The sequence below is a fragment of the Pseudomonas indica NBRC 103045 genome (assembly GCF_002091635.1).
In the GTDB taxonomy this organism is placed as follows: Bacteria; Pseudomonadota; Gammaproteobacteria; order Pseudomonadales; family Pseudomonadaceae; genus Pseudomonas_M; species Pseudomonas_M indica.
In genome coordinates, this window is record NZ_BDAC01000002.1 from 44,286 (window position 1) to 68,129 (window position 23,844).

General features: G+C 64.1%; 19 protein-coding genes. 7 read left to right on the forward strand and 12 right to left on the reverse strand.

The genetic code is table 11. The features are described from left to right. The first annotated feature begins 1 nt into the window (after position 1). The 5 genes from tssH (at position 2) to PIN01S_RS02800 (ending at position 6,890) form a co-directional block, all read left to right on the forward strand. Positions 2–2,551: a type VI secretion system ATPase TssH gene (gene tssH, locus PIN01S_RS02780; protein ID WP_084333616.1), complete on the forward strand. Its 2,550-nt coding sequence runs from the start codon at positions 2–4 to the stop codon at positions 2,549–2,551. A 5-nt stretch (positions 2,552–2,556) separates the two neighbouring features. Then, the gene (locus PIN01S_RS02785) at positions 2,557–3,225 is read left to right on the forward strand and encodes an endonuclease/exonuclease/phosphatase family protein (protein ID WP_084333617.1); all 669 of its coding nucleotides are present in this window, start codon (positions 2,557–2,559) and stop codon (positions 3,223–3,225) included. Between the two features lie 53 nt (positions 3,226–3,278). After that, a complete protein-coding gene (locus PIN01S_RS02790) occupies positions 3,279–5,285 on the forward strand; it encodes a type VI secretion system Vgr family protein (RefSeq protein WP_084333618.1) in 2,007 nt (668 codons plus the stop codon). Between the two features lies 1 nt (position 5,286). Continuing rightward, positions 5,287–5,841, forward strand: a complete 555-nt coding sequence (locus PIN01S_RS02795) for a toxin-antitoxin system YwqK family antitoxin (RefSeq protein WP_084333619.1) — start codon at positions 5,287–5,289, stop codon at positions 5,839–5,841. A gap of 554 nt (positions 5,842–6,395) precedes the next feature. After that, a complete protein-coding gene (locus tag PIN01S_RS02800) occupies positions 6,396–6,890 on the forward strand; it encodes a BRO-N domain-containing protein (RefSeq protein ID WP_084333620.1) in 495 nt (164 codons plus the stop codon). A 219-nt stretch (positions 6,891–7,109) separates the two neighbouring features. Here the strand turns inward: PIN01S_RS02800 and PIN01S_RS02805 are convergent, their stop codons facing one another. After that, positions 7,110–8,084 carry a hypothetical protein gene (locus PIN01S_RS02805; RefSeq protein ID WP_139198548.1) on the reverse strand — a complete coding sequence of 325 codons (975 nt, stop codon included), beginning with the start codon at positions 8,082–8,084 and terminating at the stop codon, positions 7,110–7,112. A gap of 363 nt (positions 8,085–8,447) precedes the next feature. Then, the gene (locus PIN01S_RS02810) at positions 8,448–8,840 is read right to left on the reverse strand and encodes a DUF4280 domain-containing protein (protein WP_084333962.1); all 393 of its coding nucleotides are present in this window, start codon (positions 8,838–8,840) and stop codon (positions 8,448–8,450) included. Between the two features lie 316 nt (positions 8,841–9,156). Here PIN01S_RS02810 and PIN01S_RS02815 point away from each other — a divergent pair, with 316 nt between their 5' ends. Next, complete coding sequence (locus PIN01S_RS02815; RefSeq protein WP_084333622.1) at positions 9,157–9,651, forward strand: hypothetical protein; 495 nt, start codon at positions 9,157–9,159, stop codon at positions 9,649–9,651. Positions 9,652–9,669: 18 nt separating this feature from the next. On the opposite strand, the gene PIN01S_RS02820 is transcribed toward PIN01S_RS02815, so the two are convergent. The 7 genes from PIN01S_RS02820 to PIN01S_RS02850 are packed head-to-tail and all read right to left on the reverse strand — an operon-like array spanning position 9,670 to position 20,755. Next, positions 9,670–13,248, reverse strand: coding sequence for an EAL domain-containing protein (locus PIN01S_RS02820; protein WP_084333623.1), 3,579 nt, complete (start codon positions 13,246–13,248; stop codon positions 9,670–9,672). A gap of 3 nt (positions 13,249–13,251) precedes the next feature. Continuing rightward, the gene (locus PIN01S_RS02825) at positions 13,252–14,307 is read right to left on the reverse strand and encodes a chemotaxis protein CheB (protein ID WP_084333624.1); all 1,056 of its coding nucleotides are present in this window, start codon (positions 14,305–14,307) and stop codon (positions 13,252–13,254) included. 15 nt (positions 14,308–14,322) lie between these two features. Continuing rightward, complete coding sequence (locus PIN01S_RS02830; protein ID WP_084333625.1) at positions 14,323–16,527, reverse strand: hybrid sensor histidine kinase/response regulator; 2,205 nt, start codon at positions 16,525–16,527, stop codon at positions 14,323–14,325. Between the two features lie 7 nt (positions 16,528–16,534). Continuing rightward, the gene (locus tag PIN01S_RS02835) at positions 16,535–18,175 is read right to left on the reverse strand and encodes a methyl-accepting chemotaxis protein (protein WP_084333626.1); all 1,641 of its coding nucleotides are present in this window, start codon (positions 18,173–18,175) and stop codon (positions 16,535–16,537) included. 19 nt (positions 18,176–18,194) lie between these two features. After that, positions 18,195–18,806, reverse strand: a complete 612-nt coding sequence (locus PIN01S_RS02840; protein ID WP_084333627.1) for a chemotaxis protein CheW — start codon at positions 18,804–18,806, stop codon at positions 18,195–18,197. After that, the gene (locus PIN01S_RS02845) at positions 18,790–20,295 is read right to left on the reverse strand and encodes a CheR family methyltransferase (RefSeq protein WP_169715777.1); all 1,506 of its coding nucleotides are present in this window, start codon (positions 20,293–20,295) and stop codon (positions 18,790–18,792) included. The genes PIN01S_RS02840 and PIN01S_RS02845 overlap by 17 nt, the downstream gene beginning before the upstream one ends. Continuing rightward, positions 20,282–20,755 (reverse strand): chemotaxis protein CheW, encoded by a 474-nt coding sequence (locus PIN01S_RS02850; RefSeq protein ID WP_084333629.1) that lies wholly within the window; start codon positions 20,753–20,755, stop codon positions 20,282–20,284. Before PIN01S_RS02850 ends, PIN01S_RS02845 begins: the two co-directional genes overlap by 14 nt. A gap of 189 nt (positions 20,756–20,944) precedes the next feature. Here PIN01S_RS02850 and PIN01S_RS02855 point away from each other — a divergent pair, with 189 nt between their 5' ends. Continuing rightward, the gene (locus PIN01S_RS02855; protein ID WP_084333630.1) at positions 20,945–21,409 is read left to right on the forward strand and encodes a copper chaperone PCu(A)C; all 465 of its coding nucleotides are present in this window, start codon (positions 20,945–20,947) and stop codon (positions 21,407–21,409) included. 6 nt (positions 21,410–21,415) lie between these two features. Here the strand turns inward: PIN01S_RS02855 and PIN01S_RS02860 are convergent, their stop codons facing one another. The 3 genes from PIN01S_RS02860 to gorA are packed head-to-tail and all read right to left on the reverse strand — an operon-like array spanning position 21,416 to position 23,791. Next, positions 21,416–21,805 (reverse strand): VOC family protein, encoded by a 390-nt coding sequence (locus tag PIN01S_RS02860; protein ID WP_084333631.1) that lies wholly within the window; start codon positions 21,803–21,805, stop codon positions 21,416–21,418. Then, positions 21,802–22,428 carry a trimeric intracellular cation channel family protein gene (locus PIN01S_RS02865; protein ID WP_084333632.1) on the reverse strand — a complete coding sequence of 209 codons (627 nt, stop codon included), beginning with the start codon at positions 22,426–22,428 and terminating at the stop codon, positions 21,802–21,804. Before PIN01S_RS02865 ends, PIN01S_RS02860 begins: the two co-directional genes overlap by 4 nt. 4 nt (positions 22,429–22,432) lie before the next feature. Further along, complete coding sequence (gorA, locus tag PIN01S_RS02870) at positions 22,433–23,791, reverse strand: glutathione-disulfide reductase (RefSeq protein WP_084333633.1); 1,359 nt, start codon at positions 23,789–23,791, stop codon at positions 22,433–22,435. Between the last annotated feature and the right edge of the window lie 53 nt (positions 23,792–23,844).

Here is a 23,844-nt window from a genome sequence, read left to right on the forward strand (position 1 = left end):
CATGGAACTCGGCACCCTGATCGGCCGGCTCAACGCCGATTGCCGCCGCGCCCTGGAACGGGCCGCCCAGCGCTGTATGCAGCGCACCCACCACTACGTCGAAATCGAACATCTGCTGCTGGAACTGCTGGACATCGAAGGCGGGGACTTCGCCTGCCTGCTGCCACGCTTCGGCCTGGAGCGCGACGCGGTGGAGACGGAGATCAACCAGGCGCTCGAGCTGTTCAAGGCCGGCAGCACGCGCACACCGGCCCTCTCCACCCAGACCATCGGACTGCTGGAAGACGCCGTGGTCCAGGCCAGCGTGCTCGGCCAGGGCAGCATCCGTTCCGGCTTGCTGCTGCTCGCCCTGCTCGACCGCGAGGAACGCCGCACCCTGCTGCTGAATAGCGCCTCCTCGCTGCTGCGGATATCCCGAGAAGCGCTGCGCGCCAACCTGCTGGAATGGACCGAGCCCTCCCGCGAAGCACCGGCCGGGGCGCGCAAAGTGCCGGCGGGCAAACGCACGGAGGCGCCGGCCGAAGACTCGGTGCTCGACCAGTACACCCAGGACCTCACCGAAGACGCCCGCAATGGCCGCATCGATCCCATCGTCGGCCGCGACAACGAGATTCGCCAGACCATCGACATTCTCCTGCGGCGCCGACAGAACAACCCGATCCTGGTGGGCGCCCCCGGCGTGGGCAAGACCGCGGTAGTCGAGGGCCTGGCCCTGCGCATCGCCGCCGGCGACGTGCCGCCGCCGTTGAAGGAGGTCAGCGTGCGGGTGCTCGACCTCGGCCTGCTGCAAGCCGGCGCCGGGGTGAAAGGCGAATTCGAACAGCGGCTGAAAGGTGTGATCGATGCGGTACGCAACGCGGAAAAACCCATCATCCTGTTCATCGACGAAGCCCACACCCTGATCGGCGCCGGCGCCGCCGAGGGCCAGAGCGACGCCGCCAACCTGCTCAAACCCGCTCTGGCACGGGGCGAGCTGCGCACCATCGCCGCCACCACCTGGCTGGAATACAAGAAGTATTTCGAGAAGGACCCGGCCCTGGCCCGGCGCTTCCAACTGGTGCAGGTGGAGGAGCCGGACGAAGCCACGGCGGTGGAGATGCTGCGCGGCGTCGCCGCCAAGCTGGAACAGCACCACGGCGTGCAGGTGCTGGACGCAGCCATCCATGACGCAGTGAAGCTGTCGCACCGCTACATCTCCGGGCGGCAACTGCCGGACAAGGCCATCAGCGTGCTGGACACCGCCTGCGCACGGGTCTCCCTCGGCCAGCACGACGTCCCGCCACCGCTGGAAAGCCTGCGCCACCGCCAGCAAGCCCTGAAGGAAGAACTGGAGCGCCTGCGCCGCGAGCAGACCACCGGCCAGGACCACCGCGAACGCATCACCGCGCTGGAAACCGAGTCAGCCGGCAACCTCACCGCCATCCGCGAGTTGGAAATCCGCTGGGCGGAAGAGCGCGAAGCCGTCCGCGAGTTGCTGGAGGCCCGCCGCGAACTGCTCGCCCTCAGTGAAACCGCCGACGCCGACAAGCCCGACGAAGAACTCGACGGTCGTATCGACCACCTGGCCGCCGAACTTCTGCGTCTGGAAGCCGGCCTCGACGCCATCCGCCAGGACGAACCGTTGGTCCCGGAACAGGTGGACTCCAAGACCGTCGCCGCCGTGATCGCCGGCTGGACCGGCATCCCGGTGGGCAAGATGCTCGCCGACGAAGCCCACGCCGTGCGCACCCTCGGCCAGCGCCTCGGGCAACGGGTGATGGGCCAGGACAACGCGCTGAATACCATCGCCCAGCGCCTCCAGGCCTACCGCGCCGGTCTCACCGACCCGGCCAAGCCGGTGGGCGTGTTCCTCCTGCCCGGCCCCACCGGGGTCGGCAAGACGGAAACCGCCTACGCCTTGGCCGACGCGCTGTATGGCGGCGAGCGCAACCTCATCGCCATCAACCTCTCGGAATACCAGGAAGCCCACACCGTCAGCCAACTCAAGGGCGCCCCGCCCGGCTATGTCGGATACGGTTCTGGCGGTGTACTCACCGAAGCCGTGCGCCGTCGCCCCTACTCCGTGGTGCTGCTGGACGAAATCGAAAAAGCCCACCCCGACGTACTGGAAGCCTTCTACAACGTCTTCGACAAAGGGGTGATGGAAGACGGCACCGGCCTGGTGGTGGACTTCAAGAACACCGTGATGCTCGCCACCAGCAACGTCGGCGCCGAGCTCATCCTCGATACCCCACTCGAGCAACTGGGCAGCGACGCCTTCAACCAGCGCCTGCACCAGACCCTGCTCAAAGCCTTCCGCCCCGCCTTCCTCGCCCGCATGACCATCGTGCCCTACCGCCCGCTGGACGAAGCGACGCTGGAAGGCATCGTCCTGACCAAGCTGGAAAAACTCCAGACGCGCTACAAGGCGGCGACGGGCAAGCACTTCGACTTCGACCCCGGCATCGTCAAGGCGGTGTTGGCCAAGTGCAGCTCGGCGGGCGCGCGGGATATCGAGAATGTGCTGATGGCGGAAGTGACGGGGAAGTTGGCGGAGTGGGTGTTGGAGTAACGAATATGAAAATAGGCAGCTTTAACGTTGAGAAGAACGGGCTTTCCTCCACCGATATCAAGCAGAGCCAGGTCGACACGTTTATCGACAACTGCTGCTCCAATAAATGTTGGGACGCGGACCTCGTCTTTATTTGCGAAGTGCACTCGGGGCAGCTTGAAAATTATCGGTCGAACTTGAGTGATAGATATCCAACCTACAACGTTTCAGCCTTTGCGGGAGGTTACTCGAATGGCTACATCGTGATGACAAAGGCTTTCAAACAGATTGAGGTCGTTGCCCAAGGAAACCTGAAGGGCCTCAATAGAGAACTCATCGCGGTGTATGCAACCGGGGTCGATGGGTATACCGGCTATGTATTTCTCGCACATTTCAAATCCGGGCAGACCACCCTGACCAAAAGTCAATTGATGAACTGCACGGCCTTGGATGGGAATTGGGTCGTCACCGGTGATTTGAATTACGAGTATGCCAATCTCAAGAAGCTCAACCCGCCGGGTATTGGCTACGAGTGCTGGAATGGTCAAGCCACTCAAGCAAAGGGAGGCATCCTCGATTGGGTTCTCGCCTCACCCAACGTCCAGGTGAAACCTGTCGACATAACCGGTATGGGCAATGAATTCGACATGAGCGGACCAGATCACCGCCCCATTCTTTTCGAGGTCAAATCCTGAACATGGCCGCACTGACAAAAATCCTGCTCCCATACGGATAGCCGAGACTCTGGATGCCCCGCCCCACCGACACCACCACCAGCCTGTCCCTCACCGCCTCGGCGCTGGCCGACCTGTACCCGGAAACGCTTTCCGGCAGCGAATCGCTGAACACCCTCGCTGGCCTGGCATTGGGCGGTTACAGCGCCACGGCACTCACCCTGGCAGATGCCATCGCCACCCATGCCACGGCCACCCTCCACAACGACGCCAACCAACGTCCCCTCGACGCCCTGGTCGCCGAAATCCACCAGCTCCCCGCCGATGCCACCGCCGACCGCTACCAGTTGGTCCTGCGTCCCTGGCTCTGGTGGCTGACGCTCGCCAGTAACAATCGGGTGTTCCAGAACAAGACCACCAGCGAGATCGTCACCGCCGTGTTCGATGTCCATGGTTTCAGCGATTACGAATTGAAGCTGACCGGCAGCTACAGCCCGCGTGAATACTGCGTGCAGTACGGCGAGACGGACTTTGCCTTCGTCTCGCGGCTGCTGGAGGAGGAAGGCATTTTCTGGTTCTTCACCCACGAGGCGGGCAAGCACACGCTGGTGCTGGGCGATAGCAACGACGCCTTCCCGCCCTGCCCCAATGCCACCACGGTGAACTACGTCGGTCAGCGGCCGGGGGAGCGCGAGCTGCATGGCATCCGCTCCGGGCAGGTGTGTTTGCAGGCGGTGGCCGGCGGGTATCGGGCGACAGATTATGAATTCACTACGCCGACCACTTCGCTGTACGGCCAGGCCGAGGCGGTAGCCGGAAGTTTTTCTGTCTACGAACACCCTGGTGGCTACTCCGCGAAGGCGCGGGGCGATGCCTTGGGCAAGCTGCGGATCGATGCGCTGCGTACCCAGGAAAAGCGCTTCATCGGGGAAAGCGATTGCCGCTGGCTGGTGCCGGGCCATTGGTTCACCCTCGCCGGGCATGACGATGCGACGCTGAACATCGACTGGGTGGTGACTTCGGTGACTCACGACGCCAGCCACCAGCACTACCGCAACCGCTTCGAGGCCATCCCCAAGGCCACCGCCTACCGTCCGCCGCGCACCACACCCAAACCACGCATGCACACCCAGACCGCCATCGTGGTGGGCAAGGCCGGGGAGGAAATCTGGACCGACGAACACGGCCGCATCAAGATTCAGTTCCCCTGGGATCGCGACGGCCAGAATGACGAGACCGCCTCCTGTTGGGTGCGCGTTGTGCTGCCTTGGAGCGGCAAGGGCTTCGGCATGCAGTTCATCCCGCGCATCGGCCAGGAGGTGATCGTCACCTTCATCGACGGCGACCCGGACCGGCCGCTGGTGACCGGCTGCGTCTACAACGGCGACAACGCCCTGCCCTATGCCCTGCCGGCGAACCAGACCCAGTCCGGCATCAAAACCAACTCGAGCAAGGGTGGCGGCGGCTTCAACGAGCTGCGCTTCGAGGACAAGAAGGACAGCGAGGAAGTCTTCCTCCAGGCGCAGAAGGACTTCAAGATCAACGTGCTCAACGACAGCACCGCCACCATCGGCCACGACGAGACCCAGACCGTGCAGAACGCCCGCACCCGCACGGTGAAGGAAGGCGACGAAACCATCACCCTGGAAAAAGGCAAGCGCACCGTCACCCTCCAGACCGGCAGCGACACCCTGGACGTGAAGGACACCCGCACCGTCAAGGTGGGCGGCGACCAGACCCACAGCACCGGCGGCAACTACAGCCACACGGTGACCGGCGACTACAGTCTGACGGTGGACGGCAACCTGACCATCAAGGTGACCGGCACCCTCACCCTGCAGAGCGGCGGCGACCTCACCGCCAAGAGCGATGCCAACCTCACCACCCAGGCCGGCATGGCGCTGACCGACAAGGCCGGGACATCCCTCACCAACCAGGCGGGGACCTCGCTGGACAACAAGGCCGGCACCACGCTGACCAACGACGCCGGCGTCAGCCTGACCAACAAGGGCGGCGCCGAGCAGACGGTGGACGGCGGCGGCATGCTGACCATCAAGGGCGGTCTGATCAAGGTGAACTGAGATGCACGACGGCAAACCCTCCGGAAATGTCACCCTGCGCCGGGGCGACGCGCAGTTGAACGGCATGCTCATGGACGGCGCGCTGGACGGCCCGGTGCGCATCGACGACAGCGGCCGGCCGCTGGCGACCCTCAGCTACCGCCTGGGCAGCCTGCACGGCCCGCTGGTGATGCTGCACCCCAACGGCAAACCCTCGGCGCGCCTGAACTACGCCAACGACCGCCTGCACGGCCCGGCCAGCTTCTACGCCGAACAGGGCTGGCTGCTGCGCCAGGCCAACTACCGCGACGGGCTGCTCCACGGCGAAGTGAAGACCTACTTCAGCGACGGCACCCTGGCCGAGCTGGAGCACTATCACGCCGGGCAGTTGCACGGGCTTTACCAGCGCTTCCACGCCAACGGCCGCACGGCATTGCGCTGCACCTATCGGCAAGGCGTGCTGGCCGAGCCGAAACAAGGTTTCGCCGAAGACGGCCGCCCGCTGGACGACGACGGCAAGCCGATGTCCCGCCTCACCTGGTGGTGGCGGCGTTGGAGCGAGGCGTCCGAGGTGTAGGAGTTTCCCGTTTTTTGTAGGAGCCAGCTCTGCTGGCGAGGCTTTTGCGTGATCCCATTCGCGAGCAGAGCTCGCTCCTACGAAGCGAAGCCCGACGCCGTGTAGGGGCGAATTCATTCGCCCAACCCAACCCTCGCCGGGCGAATGAATTCGCCCCTACACGTGGTGTTCCGTAGCCCGAATAAGCGTCAGCGCAATCCGGGAAGCGCTTCCTGCATCGAGGTTCGACTGGCTCCAAAAAACGCAGGCGCACGGCGCTCCTGCTTGTTCTTCCTTGCGTCCCGACCTATCCTGCGCCGGCCACGGTCAATCCCGTGGCCGGGTTTGACAGCCTGATGCAAAGGCGCGATCAGCGCTATGGCGCATGCAAAAACGGCGTATGTTTTTGCAGGCTCCCGCACGCCATCAATTTGGTGGTGCTTTATGGCAGATCGCGTGGGGAGACCCTTGTGGTCTGCCGGCTCCTTTGCCCGGTCTGTCAACCCTGCGCGGTCTGCCACCCTTCGATTGACAGCGACAGGTGGCGGCTCCTTAACCAGCAAAGGAATCCCACCATGCATGACGCTCTCACTCCTCACACTTTCCTTCGCTACAACCGCCCCCTGCGCGGCGTGATGATCGACAACCAACCTTGGTTCGACGCTCAAGACTTCTGCCGGCTCATCGGCCATCGCCATCCCCAGCGAATTACCCGGATGATGGAGGACGACCAGATTCGTACCGTGCGTTTCCTCCACGCCAGCGGCGGCGAAGAAGACGCACAGGTCATCAACGAATCCGGTATCTATCGGGCTCTCGGTCGATACCCCCACCCGGAAAACCGCAGCCTGCGTCGCTGGCTCAATGTCGAGGTGATCCCGGCGCTGCGCGATGCCTTCTCGACCGAGACACAACAGCCTCGCCGCACCCAGATGACCTGGGCTTCTCAGCGGGTGAGCCTGCTGGAATGGCAAGGCAAACTGTGGGTGCCGCTGGACAGCCTGCCGTGGTTTGGAACGCGGCCCATGGAGGAGGCTGGAGGCGGTTTGTTGAAGCGCTGGTTGCGCTGACGAAGGGTGAGTGAATTCACCCCTACAAGGAACGGCACTCTGGCCGAGCTGGAGCGCTAACCACGCCGGCCAGTTGCACGAGCTTTACCAGCATCGAACCGAAACAGGATTTCACGGAAGCTGGGAATCTCTATTCCTGGATGCATCATCCCAGGCCAGTGTCGGGAAATGCTGACGCATCGAGGAAGCGCGATGCTCAGGAGAACCTGAGCGCAGGGCTTACGGGGTGGACTCGAACGAGTAGCTCATCTCGCCGATGAATTTCCGGTTGGGGCCAAGAGGAAGGAGCAGTGCCGTCTCCCTGATGACTTTCTCGCCATCGACGATGAGCACCAACTTGTACGCGGCAAAGACGTAGAAGGTAGAGACGACGTGATGGATGCGCTCGAGCTCGACCACTGTTCCGGCGCTTGGCAAATTCCACGCCGCCCGCAGTTCCTCCTTGGTTTCCGCAACGAAGCGGCTGCGCCGGTTGCCGGTCAGGTCGGTGACACGCGCACTGCTGCGGGTCTGGACGTCTTCGATCAAGGCCAGTCGTGCTTCGACATCTCCTGATCGCCATGCCTCTTCGTAAGCGATCAGCTTGTTGGTCAGCTCCACGGGCGCTTCGACGTCGAAGGGTTGTGCCCATGTCGGCTCGGCCCAGAAGAAATGGCCGGCAACGCCGTCAGGCCATGTCGTGAAGAGGAACACGCCCCGTTGCGTAAGCGTGGGGCCATCCGGCAAGACGAATTGGTTGTAGCGCGAATCGATGAGGTCATACCACGTGCCCGAAAGCTCACTGAGGCGCTGTTCACCGCCCGGGTTGGAGACCCGGGTGTAATTGGCGGAAAAGAACTGCCAGATATCTTCCAAACTGAAGAGCGTTTTGAAGAAATCGATCTCCCCGTTCGCATTCGACTTCATGAATACGAAGTTTTGATCCCAGGAACTGGTCGTCGAGACCATGGCATCAGCATTGTTGGTGAGCGCCGCAAGGGCTTGGGCGGTCACTACCTCGACGGTTGTCGATGCCGTATGCGGAAATTCCAAGCCACGCGAACAACCACCCTGTCCGGACTTCGCGTCGGAGCTGTCCACAGTACTCAGAGATGAGGCCATGACTGCCGAGCTACCTACTACCGCCGCCGATGCACCAAGTGCACCGATTACGCCAAGTACCTCTCTGCGGGTTACCTCTTTTCCTTCTTTCATTTTTCATCCCTCTTGCGATTCATGTTTGGTGAAGCGCTTTGAAGGTATGCCAGGGCTCCGTGCGTTCGGCGGAAGACGCATCACAGTTGCCATCCTCAGTGCGTCACAATTGCGGCAATCCCTAACGAGCCGGGCATTGGTGGCCGAGGTGGCTTCGAGCCAGTCGGTGACCGGAATTCGCCTATTGTCCAGATGATGCTCATCTACACCGTTTTTGTAGGAGCCAGCTCTGCTGGCGAAGCTTTTGTGCAAGGAAATTCGCGAGCAGAGCTCGCTCCTACAAAGCGAAGCCCGACTCCGTGTAGGGGCGAATGAATTCGCCCCTACGGGAGTAGCCCGGATAAGCGCCAGCGCAATCCGGGTCTAGGGAATCAGCATCTGCACCTGCCCGGGGTAGACGACCTTGATTACCCCGGCCCAGGTACACATCAGCGTGCAGTTGGCATCCAGCGCCGGCATGTTGCCGAGCAGCAGGGTCGGCACCCCCGGAATCCAGGGCGTGGCGGTAGCGGGAATGCAAGGCATGGGGGTCAACGCGCCCATGGCTGCGGCGGTCGCCGAGGCGACGGTGGGATTGGCGAGGCTCTGGCACATGCCGAAGGTGGTGATATTGACCAGCGGGATGTAGTCCATGATGTTCGCCGCCGGCATGCCTCCGATCAGCGTCCGGTTCACGGGCAGCACGTTGAGCGTCGCGGGCGCGGCGCCGAAGCTGCATTGCAGCGTGGCGCCGGAACACACGTGCGGGCATCCCATCCTGTGCACCTCCTTGCCGGGTTCGATGGTGAACGCCGCAAGCATAGCTGCTTTTCTGGCGAGGCTTTTGCGCAAGCGATTCGCGAGCAGAGCTCGCTTCCCAAAAGCTCTTCGAGTAGAGGCGAATTTATTCGCCTGCCTTGGCTACGTTGGGCGAATAAATTCGCCCCTACAGAACTGCAGCGAACCTTGAATCATTCGTCCATTGGCATCTCATGCAAATTGAAAATCCCTGGGAACCCCATTCTAGAGCGCCCCACTCAGGTCAGGCAGCGAATTGCAAGGCTGCCATTTCATCTGTAGGAAGGAGCATCAAATGGGAAACTGTATCGGCGGAATTCGCACAACGGATCACATTCGGTCCCATGAGACCCACGAGGACGGTGGGGCTCATGCCCGCCAAGCAGAGGCAAGTCAGATTCAAGGTCAACTCGCTCAGTTGCAGCGCGAAGGGTTGAGCCAGCGGCAGCTTAATCAGCTCCGTACTCAGCCGGAGCTGCAGACGCGTTACGAGCGGTTAATGAGAGCCACGAGAACCGTTCAGGAGCTGGCGCACCTGCACGCCCATGGTTTGACAAACGACAGCACTCTCGATCTGACCGAGCAAAACACACATGGTATGCGGGTTGCCATGCAGTCCTTGACCGAGAGCTGGAGTGCCCTGCGTGAAGCCATCAATGGCTCGATGCAGCGTAACGCCGGACTAGAGCGCACGGCGACACAACGCTTCGATGACCGTTACCGACAAGTCATCACGGTCATCAATCCGGGTCAAAACACGCCCAGTTTCATCGCCACGCCCTACCGTTGACGGTTCGCATTGGCCGCCTCACTCGTTGGAAATCCTCAACTGCTGGCGCATCCGCTGGTTTTCCCGCTGCAGCTCGCGCAGGTGGAAGGCGTCGCGCAGTTGGTGGCGCAGGTCGTCCGGTTCCCAGGGTTTGCTGATGAAACGGTGGATGACGCCGGAGTTGATGGCCTTGAGGATGCTCGGCACTTCGCTGCTGTTGCTCAGGGCCATGCGCACGATGTCGGGGTAGATGACACGTACCCGACGCAGCAGGTCGACGCCGTTGGTGTCGGTCAGGCGCAGGTCGGTCAGGATCACGTCGACCGGGTTGGTGGCCAGCAGGCGGAAGGCCTCCATGCCACTGCCGGCGATGAGCAACTGGTAGCTTTCCAGGCCCAGCTCGCGTTGCAGGATCGATAGGTTGTTAGCCTCGTTGCCGACGATCAGCAGGTAGTGCTCGGTGCTGTCGAGGATGCGCTCCGGAAGCGAGAGCAGGCCGCCGTTCTGCAGGAATTGCAGGCAGGCCTGGGCCGGCAACGGCGGTGAGTAGAAGTAGCCTTGCAGCTCGTCGCAGCCGGCACGACGCAGGAAGCTGAGCTGCTCGGCGTTCTCCACCCCCTCGGCGATCACCCGGATACCGAAGTTGTGGCCGATGGAGATCATCGAGCGGGTCAGCGAGGCGCTGTCCGGCTCGGTCAGCACGTCGGCGACGAAGCTGCGATCGATCTTCAACTGGGCGAAGGGGAAGCGCTTGAGGTAACCCAGCGAGGAGTAGCCGGTCCCGAAGTCGTCGATGGAGAAGCGGATGCCCAGGGCGCTGAGTTGCTGCATCTTGAGCAGTACGTCCTCGGCGTTGTTCATCAGGATGCTTTCGGTCATCTCGATCTTGATCAGGCGCGGCGAGGTGCCGGTCCGGGTGAGGATTTCCGCTACCCGGGCGACGTAGTTGGCTTCCATGAAGCTGATCGCCGAGAAGTTCACCGCGATGGCGAGGTCACGCGGCAGATCGCTACGCCACTGATGCAACTGATGGCACACCGCTTCGAGCACGTAGAAGTCGATGGCGACGATCCAGCCGGTTTCCTCCGCCAACGGGATGAAGTCCATTGGCGGCACGGTCTTTCCCTTGCGGCTCCAGCGCACCAGGGCCTCGAAACCGCACAGGCGGCCGTTGTGCAGGTCGAGCTGGGGCTGGTAAACGACCAGGTATTCGCTGTGCTGGAGGGCGTAGCGGACATCCCGCTCCAGCTCGAGGCGCTTCTGCACCTGGGCGTTCATCTCCGGCATGAAGGCGCAGATGCGGTTCCGCCCCTGGTGCTTGGCCTGGTACATGGCGGTGTCGGCGTTGCGCAGCAGTGTGCCGGCGTCCCGCCCGTCGCTGGGGAAGCAGCAGAAGCCGATGCTGCAACTCACCACCAGTTCCTGGCCTTCCAGCTCCATGGGCTCGGCGATGCGCTCCTTGAGGTGTTCGAGCCAGGCGATTTGCTTGTCGAGCTGGTCGGTATGGGCCAGCAGGATGATGAACTCGTCGCCGCCCAGGCGCGCGACGGTATCCACCTCGCCGACGTTTTCCAGCAGGCGGGCGGCGACCATGCGCAGCAGTTGATCGCCGGCGTTATGGCCCATGCCGTCGTTGATCAGCTTGAAATGGTCGATGTCGAGGAAGGCCAGGGTGAAGGAAGTGCCGTCGCGGCTGGCGAAGGCGATGGCCTGGCGGATGCGGTCGTGCAGCAGGTTGCGGTTGGGCAGCCCGGTGAGGCTGTCGTGGTTGGCTTGGTGTTCCAATTCTTCCTGGTAGCGCTTGCCGGCGGTGACGTCGTCGAGGATGCCGACGAAATGGCTGACCTTGCCCCGGTCGTTGACCACCGGCGCCACCTTGAGGTCGTTCCAGAATTCGGAGCCGTCCTTGCGGTAGTTGCGCAACAGGCTGCCGCCCTCCTCCTCGGCGCGCAGCGCCCGGCGGATGCTTTCCAGTTCCGGCTGCTGCCGGTTCTCGCCCTGCAGGAAGCGGCAGTTGCGCCCCACTACTTCTTCGGCGCTGTAGCCGGTGATGCGTTCGAACGCCGGGTTGACGTAGACGATCGGCTGGTCCGGCTGCTCGTTGTCGGTGATGACGATGGCATTGACGCTGGCTTCGATGGCGCGGGTGCGGATGCGGATGTCCAGGTCGCGCTGGCGCTGGGCGGTGATGTCCTGGATGACGACGATGGCACCCTGGATCACGCCGCCGCTGTCGAGGAAGGGTACCGCCGAGTTGAGGATGGTCTTGTGCTCGCCGTTGAAGGTTTCGATGTCGATGACTTCGTTGCGCGAGACTTCGCCGTTGTGCACGGCGCGGACCATGGCCCAGTCGTCGCGGGACAGCGGTTCACCGGTTTCGGCCCAGCGGCCCTTGTATTGTCCATAGCCTTCCAGCCCGGCCGGGAGGTTGCCGCCCCAGATCAGGCTGCTCTCCGGGTTGCTCATGATCAGCCGGCCTTCCTTGTCGGCGACGAAGACGCCCACCGGCAGGCTGTCGAGAATCTTGCGCAGCAGCGTCTCGCTCTGTTGCAGGGCCAGGGTGCGCTGCTCGACCAGTTGCTCCATGCTCTCGAATAACCGCGCCCGCCCCAATGCCATGGCCAGTTGGCGACCGATCGAGGCCAGGGCGTTCAGCGCATCCTGCGGCCATTCCTGGGCCCCGCTGTGGACCACGTTGAGCATGCCGATGGTCTCGCTGCCGAGCACCAGCGGGATGCTGGCATGGTACCCATCGCCCACCCGCTCCAGCGCCGGGCAGCCGAGGATGTTGCTCGGCGTGTTGAGCCGGTCGCTGAACCAGGCGTGCCGGCAGGGGCAGTTGGCGGCGCAGCGCGCCAGGTTTTCGAGCGAGTAGTCGCGCCCCTTGCCGTAGGCTCCGCCGACCCGCACGGTTTCGCGTGGGTCCTTGGGGTCGCAGAGCAGCAGCCAGGCGCCCTTGGCATCCGGGAAGCTGAGAATGCGCTTGAGCGCGGCCTCGATGACGCTCTGCTCGCTCTGCGCGTCGGTCAGGCCGGTGGTGAAGTGGAACAGGCTGTTGAGCACCGAGTTGGTCTTCGCCAGTTCGTCGTGCTTGGCCTGCAGTTCATGATTCAGCCGCACGCCCTGCTCATAGGTGGAAATCAGCAGGTCGAGAATCTGCTGCCGGCTCGCGGTGATGAAGTGACGCTCGCCCTCCAGCACCACCTCGACACCCATCTGTACCCGTTCGTGGTTGCGCAGTTCGAGGTTGACCAGGAAATAGCGGATGCGCGACATCAGGTACTTCTCGTCGAAGGGCTTGACGATGAAGTTGTCGGCGCCCGAGGCCAGCCCGTGCACGACATCACGGGCATCCGCCAGCGAGGTCACCAGGATCACCGGGATGAACTGGGTTTCGGGCTGGCTCTTGAGGCGGCGGCAGAGTTCGTAGCCGTCCATTTCCGGCATCACGATGTCGCTGATGACGATGGTCGGGCGGCGTTCGGCGATGCTGGCCAGGGCTTCGACGCCGTTATGCGCGACCCTCACCGTGCAGCCGGCGGACTCCAGCAGGTACTGAAGCTCCGTCGCCTGGGTTGGGCTGTCCTCGACGACGAGGATTTCCGCGTTGCTGTACATGGCTTACTCCTTGTTGCCCTGGACAACCGGACTTGTCTGCGCCGCGAGCCGGTTCAACCTCTCGGCGATTTCCTTGGGGGGAAGCACGTGCCGCGCGACTGCCAGCGCCGCCCGGGGCATGGAGTCGATCACCGCGCTGGAAGGTTCCTGAACCAGGGTCAGGGCCCCGGCCCGGAACAATTCCGCCAACCCATCCGCACCGTCCCGTCCCATTCCCGACAGTTGGATGGCAATCGTGTGCCGGCCGAAATGCCGGGCCAACGAACGGAAAAGATAGTTCGCCGAAGGCCGGATGTAATCCTCGGGGGGCGCATCGTCCAGGAATACGCGACGATTCGCGTTGAAACCGAGATGGAAACCGTCGGGCACCAGGTACACCTGGTTCGGCGCCAGCGCCTGGTCCTGCTCGGCGAGGCTGACCGGTATCGGCGTGAAGCCCGCCAGCCAGTCGCGGAAGCTGGGCATGAAGCCCGCGGCGATGTGCTGGACGATCACCACGGGCCAGGGCCACGGCGGCTGTACGGCCTGCAGCAGGGACTTGAGCGCCACCGGCCCGCCGGCGGAAGCGGCGATGGCGACGATCAGCGCCGGGACCATGGCCACCTCGTCGCCCTTCTCCGACGCCGGCTTTCTGCGGACCTTGCCGGCGAGCCGCGAGCGGCGAACGATCTTGACCTTGGACATGCTACGCAGGGTACGCAGCAGTTCGTCGACGCGTTCTTGGAAGCCCTCGACGCTGGGGCCGCCGGGTTTTTCCAACACGGCCAGGGCCCCCGCCTCCAGGGCGCGGATGGCGGTTTCCGAGTCCTTGGGATTGGCGCTGGCGGTGATGACCACCACCGGCAAGGCATAGCGTTCGAGTATCTGCGCCGTGGTTTCGTAGCCGTCCATGCCCGGCATGTGCACATCCATGGTGACGATGTCGGGCGTGAAACGCGCCAGCACCGCCAGGGCCTGCTCGCCATCGGCCGCCTCCATCACCTCGCAGCCTTCGCTTTCGAGAATGGCCCGCAACAGTTGGCGCAACACCGGTGAATCGTCCACGATCAGCACACGCATGCGCTCGTCCCTCAGTCAGATCAACCGGCGAATGGCATCGAGCAAGGTTTCCTGCTCGAAACCACTCTTCACCAGGTAGGCGTTGGCGCCCGCTTCGAGCCCGCGGGCTCGGTCTTCGGCGGAATGCAGGGCGGTCACCAGGACCACCGGCAGCTCGGACAGCTCGCGGTCGGCACGAATCCGGGCGGTCAGGCTGAAGCCGTCCATGCGGGGCATTTCGACATCCGAGACCAGCAGGTCGAACTGGCCCTGCTTGAGGGCGTTCCAGGCTTCCAGGCCGTCGTTGGCCGTCGCGACCTGATAGCCGGCCGCCTCCAGGATGGTTTTCAGCAGGCCCCGGGAGGTGAAGGAGTCTTCGGCGATCAGGAGGCGCTGGACCTTTTTCTCCGCAGCTTCCCGCGAGGCCAGGGCCGGACCGCTGCTGATCGTGCCCAGGGCACTCTGGTAGAGGTCTTGGGGATGCAGGATGGGCACCAGCCGGCCGTCGCCCAGCACCGTGGCGCCCAGCAGGTTGGGGACGCGGATCAGTTGCCGTCCGAGGTTCTTGACGCTGATTTCCTGATCTCCCAGCAATTCGTCGATCAACAGCGTGAAGCGATCTCCGCGCACTTTGAGCAACAGGGCCAGCAGTTCGCTGCCATTGATCGGTGTCGGCTCCAGGCCCAGCACTTCGGCGAGGGTCCAGACCGGCAGTACCTGTTCGCCAACCACCAGCGAAGGCCGGTTCTCCAGGCGCTTCATCGCCGTGTCCGGCAGCCGCAGACAGCGCTCCACAGCCAGGGCCGGGACGGCAAATACACGCTCGGCCACGCGCACGATCACCGCACGGAAAATCGACAGGCTGATCGGCAGGTGCAGGCGGAAGCAGGTCCCCTGCCCCGGTCTGGACTCCGTCTCGACATGCCCGCCGATCCGTTCGACCGCCTGTTCCACGATGGCCATGCCCAGACCGCGCCCGGACAGGTCGGTAATGATCGTGCTGCTCGACAGGCCCGAGGCGAACACCAGCGCCTGTGCCTCCCCGGTAGACAACTCGGCCGCCTGTTCGTCGCTCATCAGGCCGAGCTCCACGGCACGCTTCTTCAGCCGCTCGACGTCGATGCCCTGGCCGTCGTCGCGTATCCGCAGTTCGAAGCGGTCGGCGGCCTCCTGGAGCAGCTCGATCTCGATCCGCCCCACTGCCGGTTTGCCCTGCGCGGTACGCACGTCGGGTGGCTCGATCCCATGGTCGACGGCGTTGCGCAGCAGGTGGGTGACGACCGGTCGCAGCTCATCGAGGATGCGCTTGTCGATCTGTAGAGTCTCGCCGCGCATGTGCAGTTCCAGACGCTTTCCGGCCTGGACGGCAAGGTCCTGGGCCATGGCCGGCAGGCTTTCCAGCAGGCTGCGGCCGGACAGCAGCAGGACGTCCTCCAGCCCTTCGCGCAAGTTCTCCGAGAGCTGTGCCAGTCCCAGAGCCAGATGCTGCCCCGCCTTGACCAGGCGGACGGCCTCGAAATGCTGGCGATCGAGCTGCGCCAGGCTCCAGTCCACGTAGTCGAGCAGGTTCTTCAGGGCATCGCGCAGGCTGGGGGCCAGCTCGTCCAGGCCGGCACGCAGGGGCTTAAGGGTCTCCTGGCCGAGCAGTTGCCTCGCCCGTTGTGGCTGGAAGCTGTCGGCAAGCGCCTTCAGGGCCCGCGCATGGGCCTGCGCCTCGAGCTTGTGCTGGAGCAGGGTTTCGCTCTGGAACAGCAAGGCGTCCAAGCGCGGGGCGGAGACCCGCACGGTCGCCGGATCGGCTGGCATGGCGGTGCTCTGCACGGGCGGCACGTTTTCCGGCAGGACCACCGCCTCGCCTTCCGCAGCCGCCTCCAGGCTTTCGATCAACTGGGTTTGATCGTCTTCGTCCAGTTCCTGGCCGGCCTGAAGTCCCTGCACGGCATGCAGGGCATACCGGCACAGCTCGACGTGTTCCGGGGTCAGCGTCAGTTGGCCATGCCGGGCCGCGCTGAGCAGGCTTTCCCAGGCATGGCAGAGACGCTCGATGGCGCCCAATCCGGCAGCTCTGGCGGCGCCCTTGAGGCTGTGCACTTCACGGAACAGGGATTCGATGGACTCGGCGGTGGCGCTCGCCTCGCGCCAGTTGGCCAGCCCGACGGCCAGGACGCCGAGACGCTCCTCCGCCTCGACCCGGAAGCTGGCCAGTAGGCGTTGCCGCAATGCCTCGCGATCAAGGGGCATGATGGGCTCACAGTTTGAACTTGGCGGCCAGGCCTTTCAGCTTCAGGCCCAGTTGGTGGAGGTTCTTCGCCGCCAGGTCGACCTGGCGGGCACCGCCGACGTTGTCCTGGCTGGCCTGGCGAATGCTTTCGACGGCGCTGACCACCTGGTCCATGCCGATCATCTGCTGCTGGCTGGTGGCGGCGATCTGCATCGCGACTTCGCTGGAATCCTCGATGTTCCGGCTCAGGGCGCGGATCGCCTCGCCCGCTGCCTGGGCGCGCTGGTAGCCGCTTTCCACCGCCTTGCTGCCTTGCTCGGCGAGCAGCACGGCCTTGGTCATGGCCTTCTGGATGTCGCCGAGAATGCCCCGGACCTGGGCAGTCGCCTGCTTGGATTGGTCGGCCAGCGCCTTGACCTCCTGGGCGACCACGGAGAACCCCTTGCCGGCCTCGCCGGCCTTCACCGCCTCGATGGAGGCGTTGACCCCCAGCAGGTTGGACTGTTCGGCCAGATCGCCCACCGACGCGACGATCTCGCCGATCATCTGGCTCTGCTCGCCGAGACGCATGATGCTTTCCGCCACCGCCTGCATCTGCTCGCGGATCTGGCTCATGCCCTGCAACGTTTCCTCCACCGACTGGCGCCCATCCTGGGCCACCTGGCGGGTGCGCTCGGTGTTCTCCGCCACCATCTGCGACTTGTTGCCGGACAACACGGCGGTCTGTTTGACCTCTTCGACGGTGGTGGCGATCTCGCTGATGGCGGTCGCGGTTTCCTGGGCGCCTGCGGCCGTCTGCGCCGTGGCCGCGAGAATTTCCTCGCTGGACGAGGCCAGCACGGAGGTGCTTTCGTTCAACTCGGTCACCAATTCCCGCAGGTACTGGCTCATGTTGACGAAGGCCTGGCCGAGCCGCCCGACTTCGTCCTGGCGGGCGCTGTCGGGGATTTCCCGGGGGATTTCGCCACGGGCGATCTGCTCGGCCCAGCCGGTCAGGCGCGACAAGGGACGGGCGATGTGCTGGCTGAGCAGCCAGGCGAACAACGCGCCGCTCACCAGCAGCGCCAGGCCGAGAATCAGCACGCGCTCGCGCTGCGCCTCGAGGATGGCTCCCGAACGTTCCAGCGACTGGGCGACACGTTGGTCGGTCAGCGCGGTCAGCTTCAGGCCGAGGGCATGGATCTTGTTCATCCGCTCCAGTTGGATACCCATGATCAACGCCCGCGCCTCCTCGATACGGCCTTCGCGAATCAGCGGAATGATCTGGTTATCGCGCGTACTGGCGTTCAGCGCGCGGGTTTCTTCGATCTGCTCGAGGAGTTCGCGACCCTCCTGGTCATCCTTCAGGCCGGCGCGTAGGCGCTCCACCACCCGGTTGTTCTCTGCGGTAATGCGGCGGATTTCCGCTTCGTATTCGGCACTCTGCGGACCAGTTTCCTGACTGATGGCCATCAGCAGTTCGGCACGCTGGGCATTGATGTTGATGCGCAGTTCCTGCACCGCCGAGATGCGCTCGAAGCTGCGCTTGAATTGCTCCTCCTCCGTCTCTTGTAACCCGACGAAGCGCTCGAGGGTGCTGTACATCAAGGTGCCGAAGCCGAGAATCAGCACACCGAAAGCGAAAACCAGCTTGCTGCCGATGCGCAGATTCATCAGGTAATCGAGCATGTTCATGTCTCCTTGCGCCCTATCCATCGATTTCCACGCGCAGGCTGGCATCGCCCAGCAAGCGCGCACCATCCAATACCGTCCATTGCGTCGGTGTCACCCCGAGCAGATAGCTGGCCCGGACGCCGGTCAGGCTGGCCATGCCGCTCTGCAAGGTGGCTTTCTCCAAGGACTGGATGCCCAGTACCCGGTCGACCAGCAGACCGAATTCCATCGACTCGTCCTGCAGTACGACGAGGAAGTTCTTGTCGGCCAGCCCGCTGACCGGCAATTCGAAGAGGATGCGCAGGTCCAGCACCGAGACGATGCGGCCGCGCACGTTGACGATACCCAGCACGTAGGCGGGCGTTCCGGGTAACGGGGTGTACTGGGCGAGCGGCAGGACCTCCGCCACGTGCCGGCTCTCCACGGCATAGGTCTCGCCGCCGAGGCTGAACGCCAGGACTTCCAGGAACGCATCCGGTACTTCCTGCTCCGGGCGCCGGGCCCATTCCCGGGTTCGTTCCAGCAGACGTTGCTCGCGTTCCTCGGCACTGAGGGCGAAGCCACTTTCGATGCGCCGCTCCAGCTCGTCCAGGCTTTGGCGGATGCGCGTCCAGGCCGCCGCATCACGGTTATCGGGGTTGGCCACGGCCCTGTTCCTCCCTGAGTTGTTCGCAGAGGCGCCGCAACTGGCCGCCGCTCATGCCATCGCCATGGGGAACCGGGGCGTCCTCCGGCAGCCGGACGAGCAGTTCCAGACACACCCGCAAGGCCTTGTCGGCAGCGGCCGGGTTGCCTGCTTCACGCATCAGGCGGGCCTGCAGGAAATGCCCGAGGATGAAGTCCGGGTCCAGGTAGAGGGCTTTCTGCAGGGCCTGTCGGGCGGCCTTGGTGGAGCCGTTCTGGTGTGCGAGCAAGGCCAGCAGCCAATAGCAGGTCGCCGAGTCCGGCTCCAGGCTCAGGGCACGTTGCAGCCAGTTCTCGGCCTCGACCGCCTGTTGCTGGTCGGCCCAGCAACGCGCCATCAGTTGGCAGGCGCGGCTTTTCTCGGCCACGCCGAGGGATGGTAGCGACAGGTAGTCGAGCAGGTGTTGCCGGGCCTGGTCGTAATGGCCGCCGGCATAGGCCGCGCAGGCTTGTTCCCAATGACGCTCCGATTGCGCCGGCGCCGCCAGGGGCTGTCGCTCCGGCTCGCTCCGAGGCACCGGAATGTGTGGGGCGATTGGAGCGCGACGTCGAGGCGTGGGGGCGTCGTACGTCGCCTCTGCACGCGGGCTGCTCGCTTGCTGCCGTACCAAAGCGTAGTTGCTGGCCGCCCAGCGCCCGCGCAGTCCGGCCTGGGTGGCGATGCCCGCCTCCACCGCGCTGAGCAACAGCAGACCGTCGTCGCTCAGGCAACGGAGCAAGCCTTCCAGCGCCTTCGTGGCCTGTTCCGGGGAGAAATACATCAGCACGTTGCGGCAGAGAATCAGGTCCAGGCCGGCGAAGCCCTGGCTCGGGTTGGGCAAGGCGCCGCTGGCCAGGTTGTAGCGGACGAAACGGATGCGTCCGCGCCAGGCCGGCTTGACCCGCCAGCCACGCCCTTCGGCCTGGAAGAAGCGCGTGGTGAACAGCTCGTCGTTATGACGCAGGGCATTGCGGCCGTAACGGCCCTGCTCCGCCACGTTCAGGAAGCTGGCATTGATGTCACTGGCGATCAGCTCGAGGTTCCAGCGTGTGCGCTCGGCACCGAGCAGATCGTCGAGAAGGAACAGCAGGCTGTAGGCCTCTTCGCCGGTACAGCAGCCCGCGCTCCAGACCCGCAGGTGGCGCGAACCCTCCTGGCGGCGACGCATCAGCAGCGGTGCCAGGAACTCGTAGGCCAGCCAGTCGAAGACGTCCGGGTCGCGGAGGAAATAGGTTTCGCCGACGGTCAGCGCCGGCGTCAGGCTTTGAATCCGGCCGTCGTCCCACTCGCTGGCAGCCAGCTCGGCCAGCCAGCCGGCCGGGTTGTCGATGTCCTGTTCCAGCGCCAGGAGACGCAGGCGCTTGAGCAGTTCGTCCGGCCGTGCGCCATAGTCGCTCCCCAGGTGCCGGTGAACCTTGCGCACCAGGGCATCGAGCACGATGCCGGAACCCTGCGACTCAGGGCGAATCATCGGCGGACTCCCGATTCTGCAAGGCGCTGTCCAGCAAGGCTTCGTCGCTCTCGGAGAGCAGGCGCTCGACATCCTGGATCAACAGCAGCCCTTCGGCGGTCCGCACGACGCCGCTCAGCAATTCGCTGGGAACACTGGGGTGCGGGGCAGGTTGGAAGTCTTCGGCGACGCAGACAGTGACCGTCTCCACCGCGTCCACCGGCACCACCAGTTGACGCCGCTGGGTCTGCAGCCATAGATAGGGTTGCCAGAGCGCGGCCGGAGGCGAATCCCAATCGAAACGCCGTGCCAGATCGATCACCGGCAGGATGCTGCCGCGCACGTTGACCAATCCGCTGACCGTCGCCGGCGCGCCGGGCAGCGGCGTACCGACCAGCGCCGGCAGGACTCTGACCACTGTTTCCAGGGTAACCGCAAGGCGATGTCCAGACAGCCAGAACGGCAACACCTGTGCATGCATGAAGGCTTCCTTGTCGCGATATCTACCCCTTCACCCTAGCTCAAGGTCTGTAGGCGTCCAGCCGGCCAGTGGAACGTATCAGTGCGCCAAAAGCAGGTTTCTGCGCTACCCGGTCGCATCCATGTGGACGGCCACACGTGCTAAGGTTGCGCCGGTTCTCAACCACGGACTTCAAGGAGCGCAGGCAAGATGCGATTTCGTCTATTGGCTACCACGGTGCTGGCACTGTTCTGCGGCGTTGCCCCGGCCCATGAATTCGAAGTGGGCTCACTGGAAATCGATCATCCCTGGTCACGCGCGCTGCCGCCCAATGCACCGGCGGGCGCCGCTTATTTCACCATCGTCAACAAGGGCGAAGAAAACGACCGGCTGGTTGGCGTGCAGACGCCCAAGGCGGGCAGCGCCATGCTGCACACCACGGTCCAGATCGGTGAAATGATGAAGATGCAGCATCTGGATTCCATCGCCATCCCGGCGGGCGGCAAAGTGGAATTCAAGCCCAACGGCAATCACGTGATGCTGATGGGGCTGAAAGAGCCGCTGGTGGACGGCGAGCGCTTCCCCCTCACCCTGGAATTCGAAAAAGCCGGCAAGGTCGAGGTGGAAGTGGTGGTCGGCCCGGCTGCGGAAGAACAGTCGCCCCACCACCACTGAAATGAGTCAGCCGTTCGCCTCCGGGTAACGGCTGACCTCGATCAGGTTGCCATCGGGGTCGCGGAAATACACCGACTCGATGGGGCCCAATGCGCCGGTCCGTGCGACCGGCCCCTCCTCCACGTCGATCTTCTGCTCCTTCAGGTGCGCCAGCACCCTGTCCAGCGGCCAACACGTGATCAGGCAGAGATCGATCGCTCCGGCCGTGGGGCGGGCGGCCTTCGGCTCGAACTCGCGACCGACCTGATGCAGATTGAATTTTTGCTGGCCGAAGACCAGGGCACTGCGTCCCTGGCCGAAGGTTTCGTGGCGCATCCCCAGCACCCGCTCGTAGAACGCAACGGTACGTGGAATGTCGGCGACAGTGAGAACCAGATGGTCGAGACGTTCGATCATGTGTATCGGTCCAGAAGGTGGAAACGGGGTAACGACAGGTGCCAGCGGATCGCCGCCAGGCGGGTGAACAGCACCACCAGCATGGCGATGCCGGTGTCCAGCCAGTGCGGCGTCCCCAGTTCACGCAGGGTGATGAACACCAGGGAGCCAAGGATGCAGGCCGTGGCGTAGATTTCCTTGTGGAAGATCAGCGGAATCTCGTTGCAGATCACATCGCGCATTACGCCACCGGCCACGCCAGTCATGACGCCCATGATCACCGCCGTGCTGAGCGGCACCTGATGCTGCAGGGCCACTTCGGTACCGATGACGGTGAACACGGCCAGGCCAAAGGCGTCGGCCACCAGCAGGCCGGTCTCGTGGATCGGTCGGGTCAGGCGCACCCACACCACTGTCCCGACCGCCGCCAGGGAGGCGACCAGAATGTAGGTGTCGTCGCGGATCCAACTGACCGGGTGATTGTCGAGGATCAGGTCGCGCAAAGTGCCGCCGCCCAGGGCGGTGACGATGGCGATCACCAGCACGCCGAACAGGTCCATGGACTTGCGCCCGGCCATCAGCGCCCCCGTGATGGCGAAGACGGCGACACCGAACAGGTCGGAGAAATAGAACAGGTTCTCCATGTCCTCAGATCGCCGTCGGGATGCGCATGGTGACGAACTCTTCGGCCGCCGTGGGGTGGATGCCGATGGTGTCGTCGAATACCCGCTTGGTGGCGCCGGCCTTCAGCGCCACGGCCAGCCCCTGGATGATCTCGCCGGCTTCCGGGCCGACCATGTGGCAGCCCAGCACGCGGTCGCTCTCGGCATCCACCACCAGCTTCATCAGAGTGCGTTCGAGGCTGTCGGTGAGGGTCAGCTTCATCGGTCGGAAGCGGCTCTCGTAGACCGTCACCTTATGCCCCGCCTCCCGTGCCTGCTCCTCGGTCATCCCGACGGTGGCGATGTTCGGTAGGCTGAAGACCGCGGTGGGAATCGTCTGGTAATCCACCGGGCGGTATTCCTCGGGCTTGAACAAGTGCCGCGCGACCGCCATGCCTTCGGCCAGCGCGACGGGGGTCAGTTGCACCCGGCCGATCACGTCGCCGATGGCGAACACCGAAGGCTCGCTGGTGCGGTACGCCTCGTCCACCTGGATGAAGCCGCGCTCGTCGAGGCGGATGTCGAGATTTTCCAGGCCGAGGTTGTCCAGCATCGGGCGGCGGCCGGTGGCGTAGAACACGCAGTCGGTTTCCAGCACCCGGCCGTCCTTGAGGGTCGCGGCCAGGCTGCCGTCGGGCCGTTTGTCGATGCGGGCGATGTCGGCATTGAATTGCAGGTCCATGCCTTTCTTCAGCAACTCGTCGCGCAGGTGGACACGCACGGCCTTGTCGAAGCCGCGCAGGAACAGGTCGCGGCGGTACAGCAGCGAAGTGCTGGCGCCCAATCCGTTGAAGATGGAAGCGAACTCCACCGCGATATATCCCCCGCCCACCACCAGCACACGCTTCGGCAATTCGGGTAGGTAGAAGGCATCGTTGGAGTCGATGGCGTGCTCGCGTCCGGGAATGTCGGGAATCTGCGGCCAGCCACCGGTGGCGATCAGGATGTTGGCAGCGCTGTAGCGTTGCCCGTCGACTTCGACGGTGTGGGCATCGCACAGATGGGCGTGGCCTTCCAGCAGGGTGACGCCGTTATCCAACAGCAGGTTACGGTAGATGCCGTTGAGGCGTTGGATTTCACGGTTCTTGTTGGCGATCAGGCTCGGCCAGTCGAACACCGGCTCCCCCGTGCTCCAACCGTAGCCGCGCGCCTGTTCGAAGTCTTCCGCGTAGTGGGCGCCGTAGACCAGCAGTTTCTTCGGCACGCAGCCGACGTTGACGCAGGTGCCGCCCAGGTAGCGACTCTCGGCCACCGCCACGCGGGCGCCGAAGCCGGCCGAGAAACGCGCCGCCCGCACACCGCCGGAGCCGGCGCCGATCACGAATAGGTCGAAGTCAAAAGCCATCGCTGTTCTCCTTTTCAGGCCGCCAGCATAGCGCAAGAGAACCCTGGCACCGC

What these genes read in the sequence shown, in the direction of transcription:
- tssH (WP_084333616.1), top strand. Translation starts at nt 2, where the DNA reads ATGGAACTCGGCACCCTGATCGGCCGGCTCAACGCCGATTGCCGCCGC.
- PIN01S_RS02785 (WP_084333617.1), top strand. Translation starts at nt 2,557, where the DNA reads ATGAAAATAGGCAGCTTTAACGTTGAGAAGAACGGGCTTTCCTCCACC.
- PIN01S_RS02790 (WP_084333618.1), top strand. Translation starts at nt 3,279, where the DNA reads ATGCCCCGCCCCACCGACACCACCACCAGCCTGTCCCTCACCGCCTCG.
- PIN01S_RS02795 (WP_084333619.1), top strand. Translation starts at nt 5,287, where the DNA reads ATGCACGACGGCAAACCCTCCGGAAATGTCACCCTGCGCCGGGGCGAC.
- PIN01S_RS02800 (WP_084333620.1), top strand. Translation starts at nt 6,396, where the DNA reads ATGCATGACGCTCTCACTCCTCACACTTTCCTTCGCTACAACCGCCCC.
- PIN01S_RS02805 (WP_139198548.1), bottom strand. Translation starts at nt 8,084, where the DNA reads ATGAAAGAAGGAAAAGAGGTAACCCGCAGAGAGGTACTTGGCGTAATC.
- PIN01S_RS02810 (WP_084333962.1), bottom strand. Translation starts at nt 8,840, where the DNA reads ATGGGATGCCCGCACGTGTGTTCCGGCGCCACGCTGCAATGCAGCTTC.
- PIN01S_RS02815 (WP_084333622.1), top strand. Translation starts at nt 9,157, where the DNA reads ATGGGAAACTGTATCGGCGGAATTCGCACAACGGATCACATTCGGTCC.
- PIN01S_RS02820 (WP_084333623.1), bottom strand. Translation starts at nt 13,248, where the DNA reads ATGTACAGCAACGCGGAAATCCTCGTCGTCGAGGACAGCCCAACCCAG.
- PIN01S_RS02825 (WP_084333624.1), bottom strand. Translation starts at nt 14,307, where the DNA reads ATGCGTGTGCTGATCGTGGACGATTCACCGGTGTTGCGCCAACTGTTG.
- PIN01S_RS02830 (WP_084333625.1), bottom strand. Translation starts at nt 16,527, where the DNA reads ATGCCCCTTGATCGCGAGGCATTGCGGCAACGCCTACTGGCCAGCTTC.
- PIN01S_RS02835 (WP_084333626.1), bottom strand. Translation starts at nt 18,175, where the DNA reads ATGCTCGATTACCTGATGAATCTGCGCATCGGCAGCAAGCTGGTTTTC.
- PIN01S_RS02845 (WP_169715777.1), bottom strand. Translation starts at nt 20,295, where the DNA reads ATGATTCGCCCTGAGTCGCAGGGTTCCGGCATCGTGCTCGATGCCCTG.
- PIN01S_RS02850 (WP_084333629.1), bottom strand. Translation starts at nt 20,755, where the DNA reads ATGCATGCACAGGTGTTGCCGTTCTGGCTGTCTGGACATCGCCTTGCG.
- PIN01S_RS02855 (WP_084333630.1), top strand. Translation starts at nt 20,945, where the DNA reads ATGCGATTTCGTCTATTGGCTACCACGGTGCTGGCACTGTTCTGCGGC.
- PIN01S_RS02860 (WP_084333631.1), bottom strand. Translation starts at nt 21,805, where the DNA reads ATGATCGAACGTCTCGACCATCTGGTTCTCACTGTCGCCGACATTCCA.
- PIN01S_RS02865 (WP_084333632.1), bottom strand. Translation starts at nt 22,428, where the DNA reads ATGGAGAACCTGTTCTATTTCTCCGACCTGTTCGGTGTCGCCGTCTTC.
- gorA (WP_084333633.1), bottom strand. Translation starts at nt 23,791, where the DNA reads ATGGCTTTTGACTTCGACCTATTCGTGATCGGCGCCGGCTCCGGCGGT.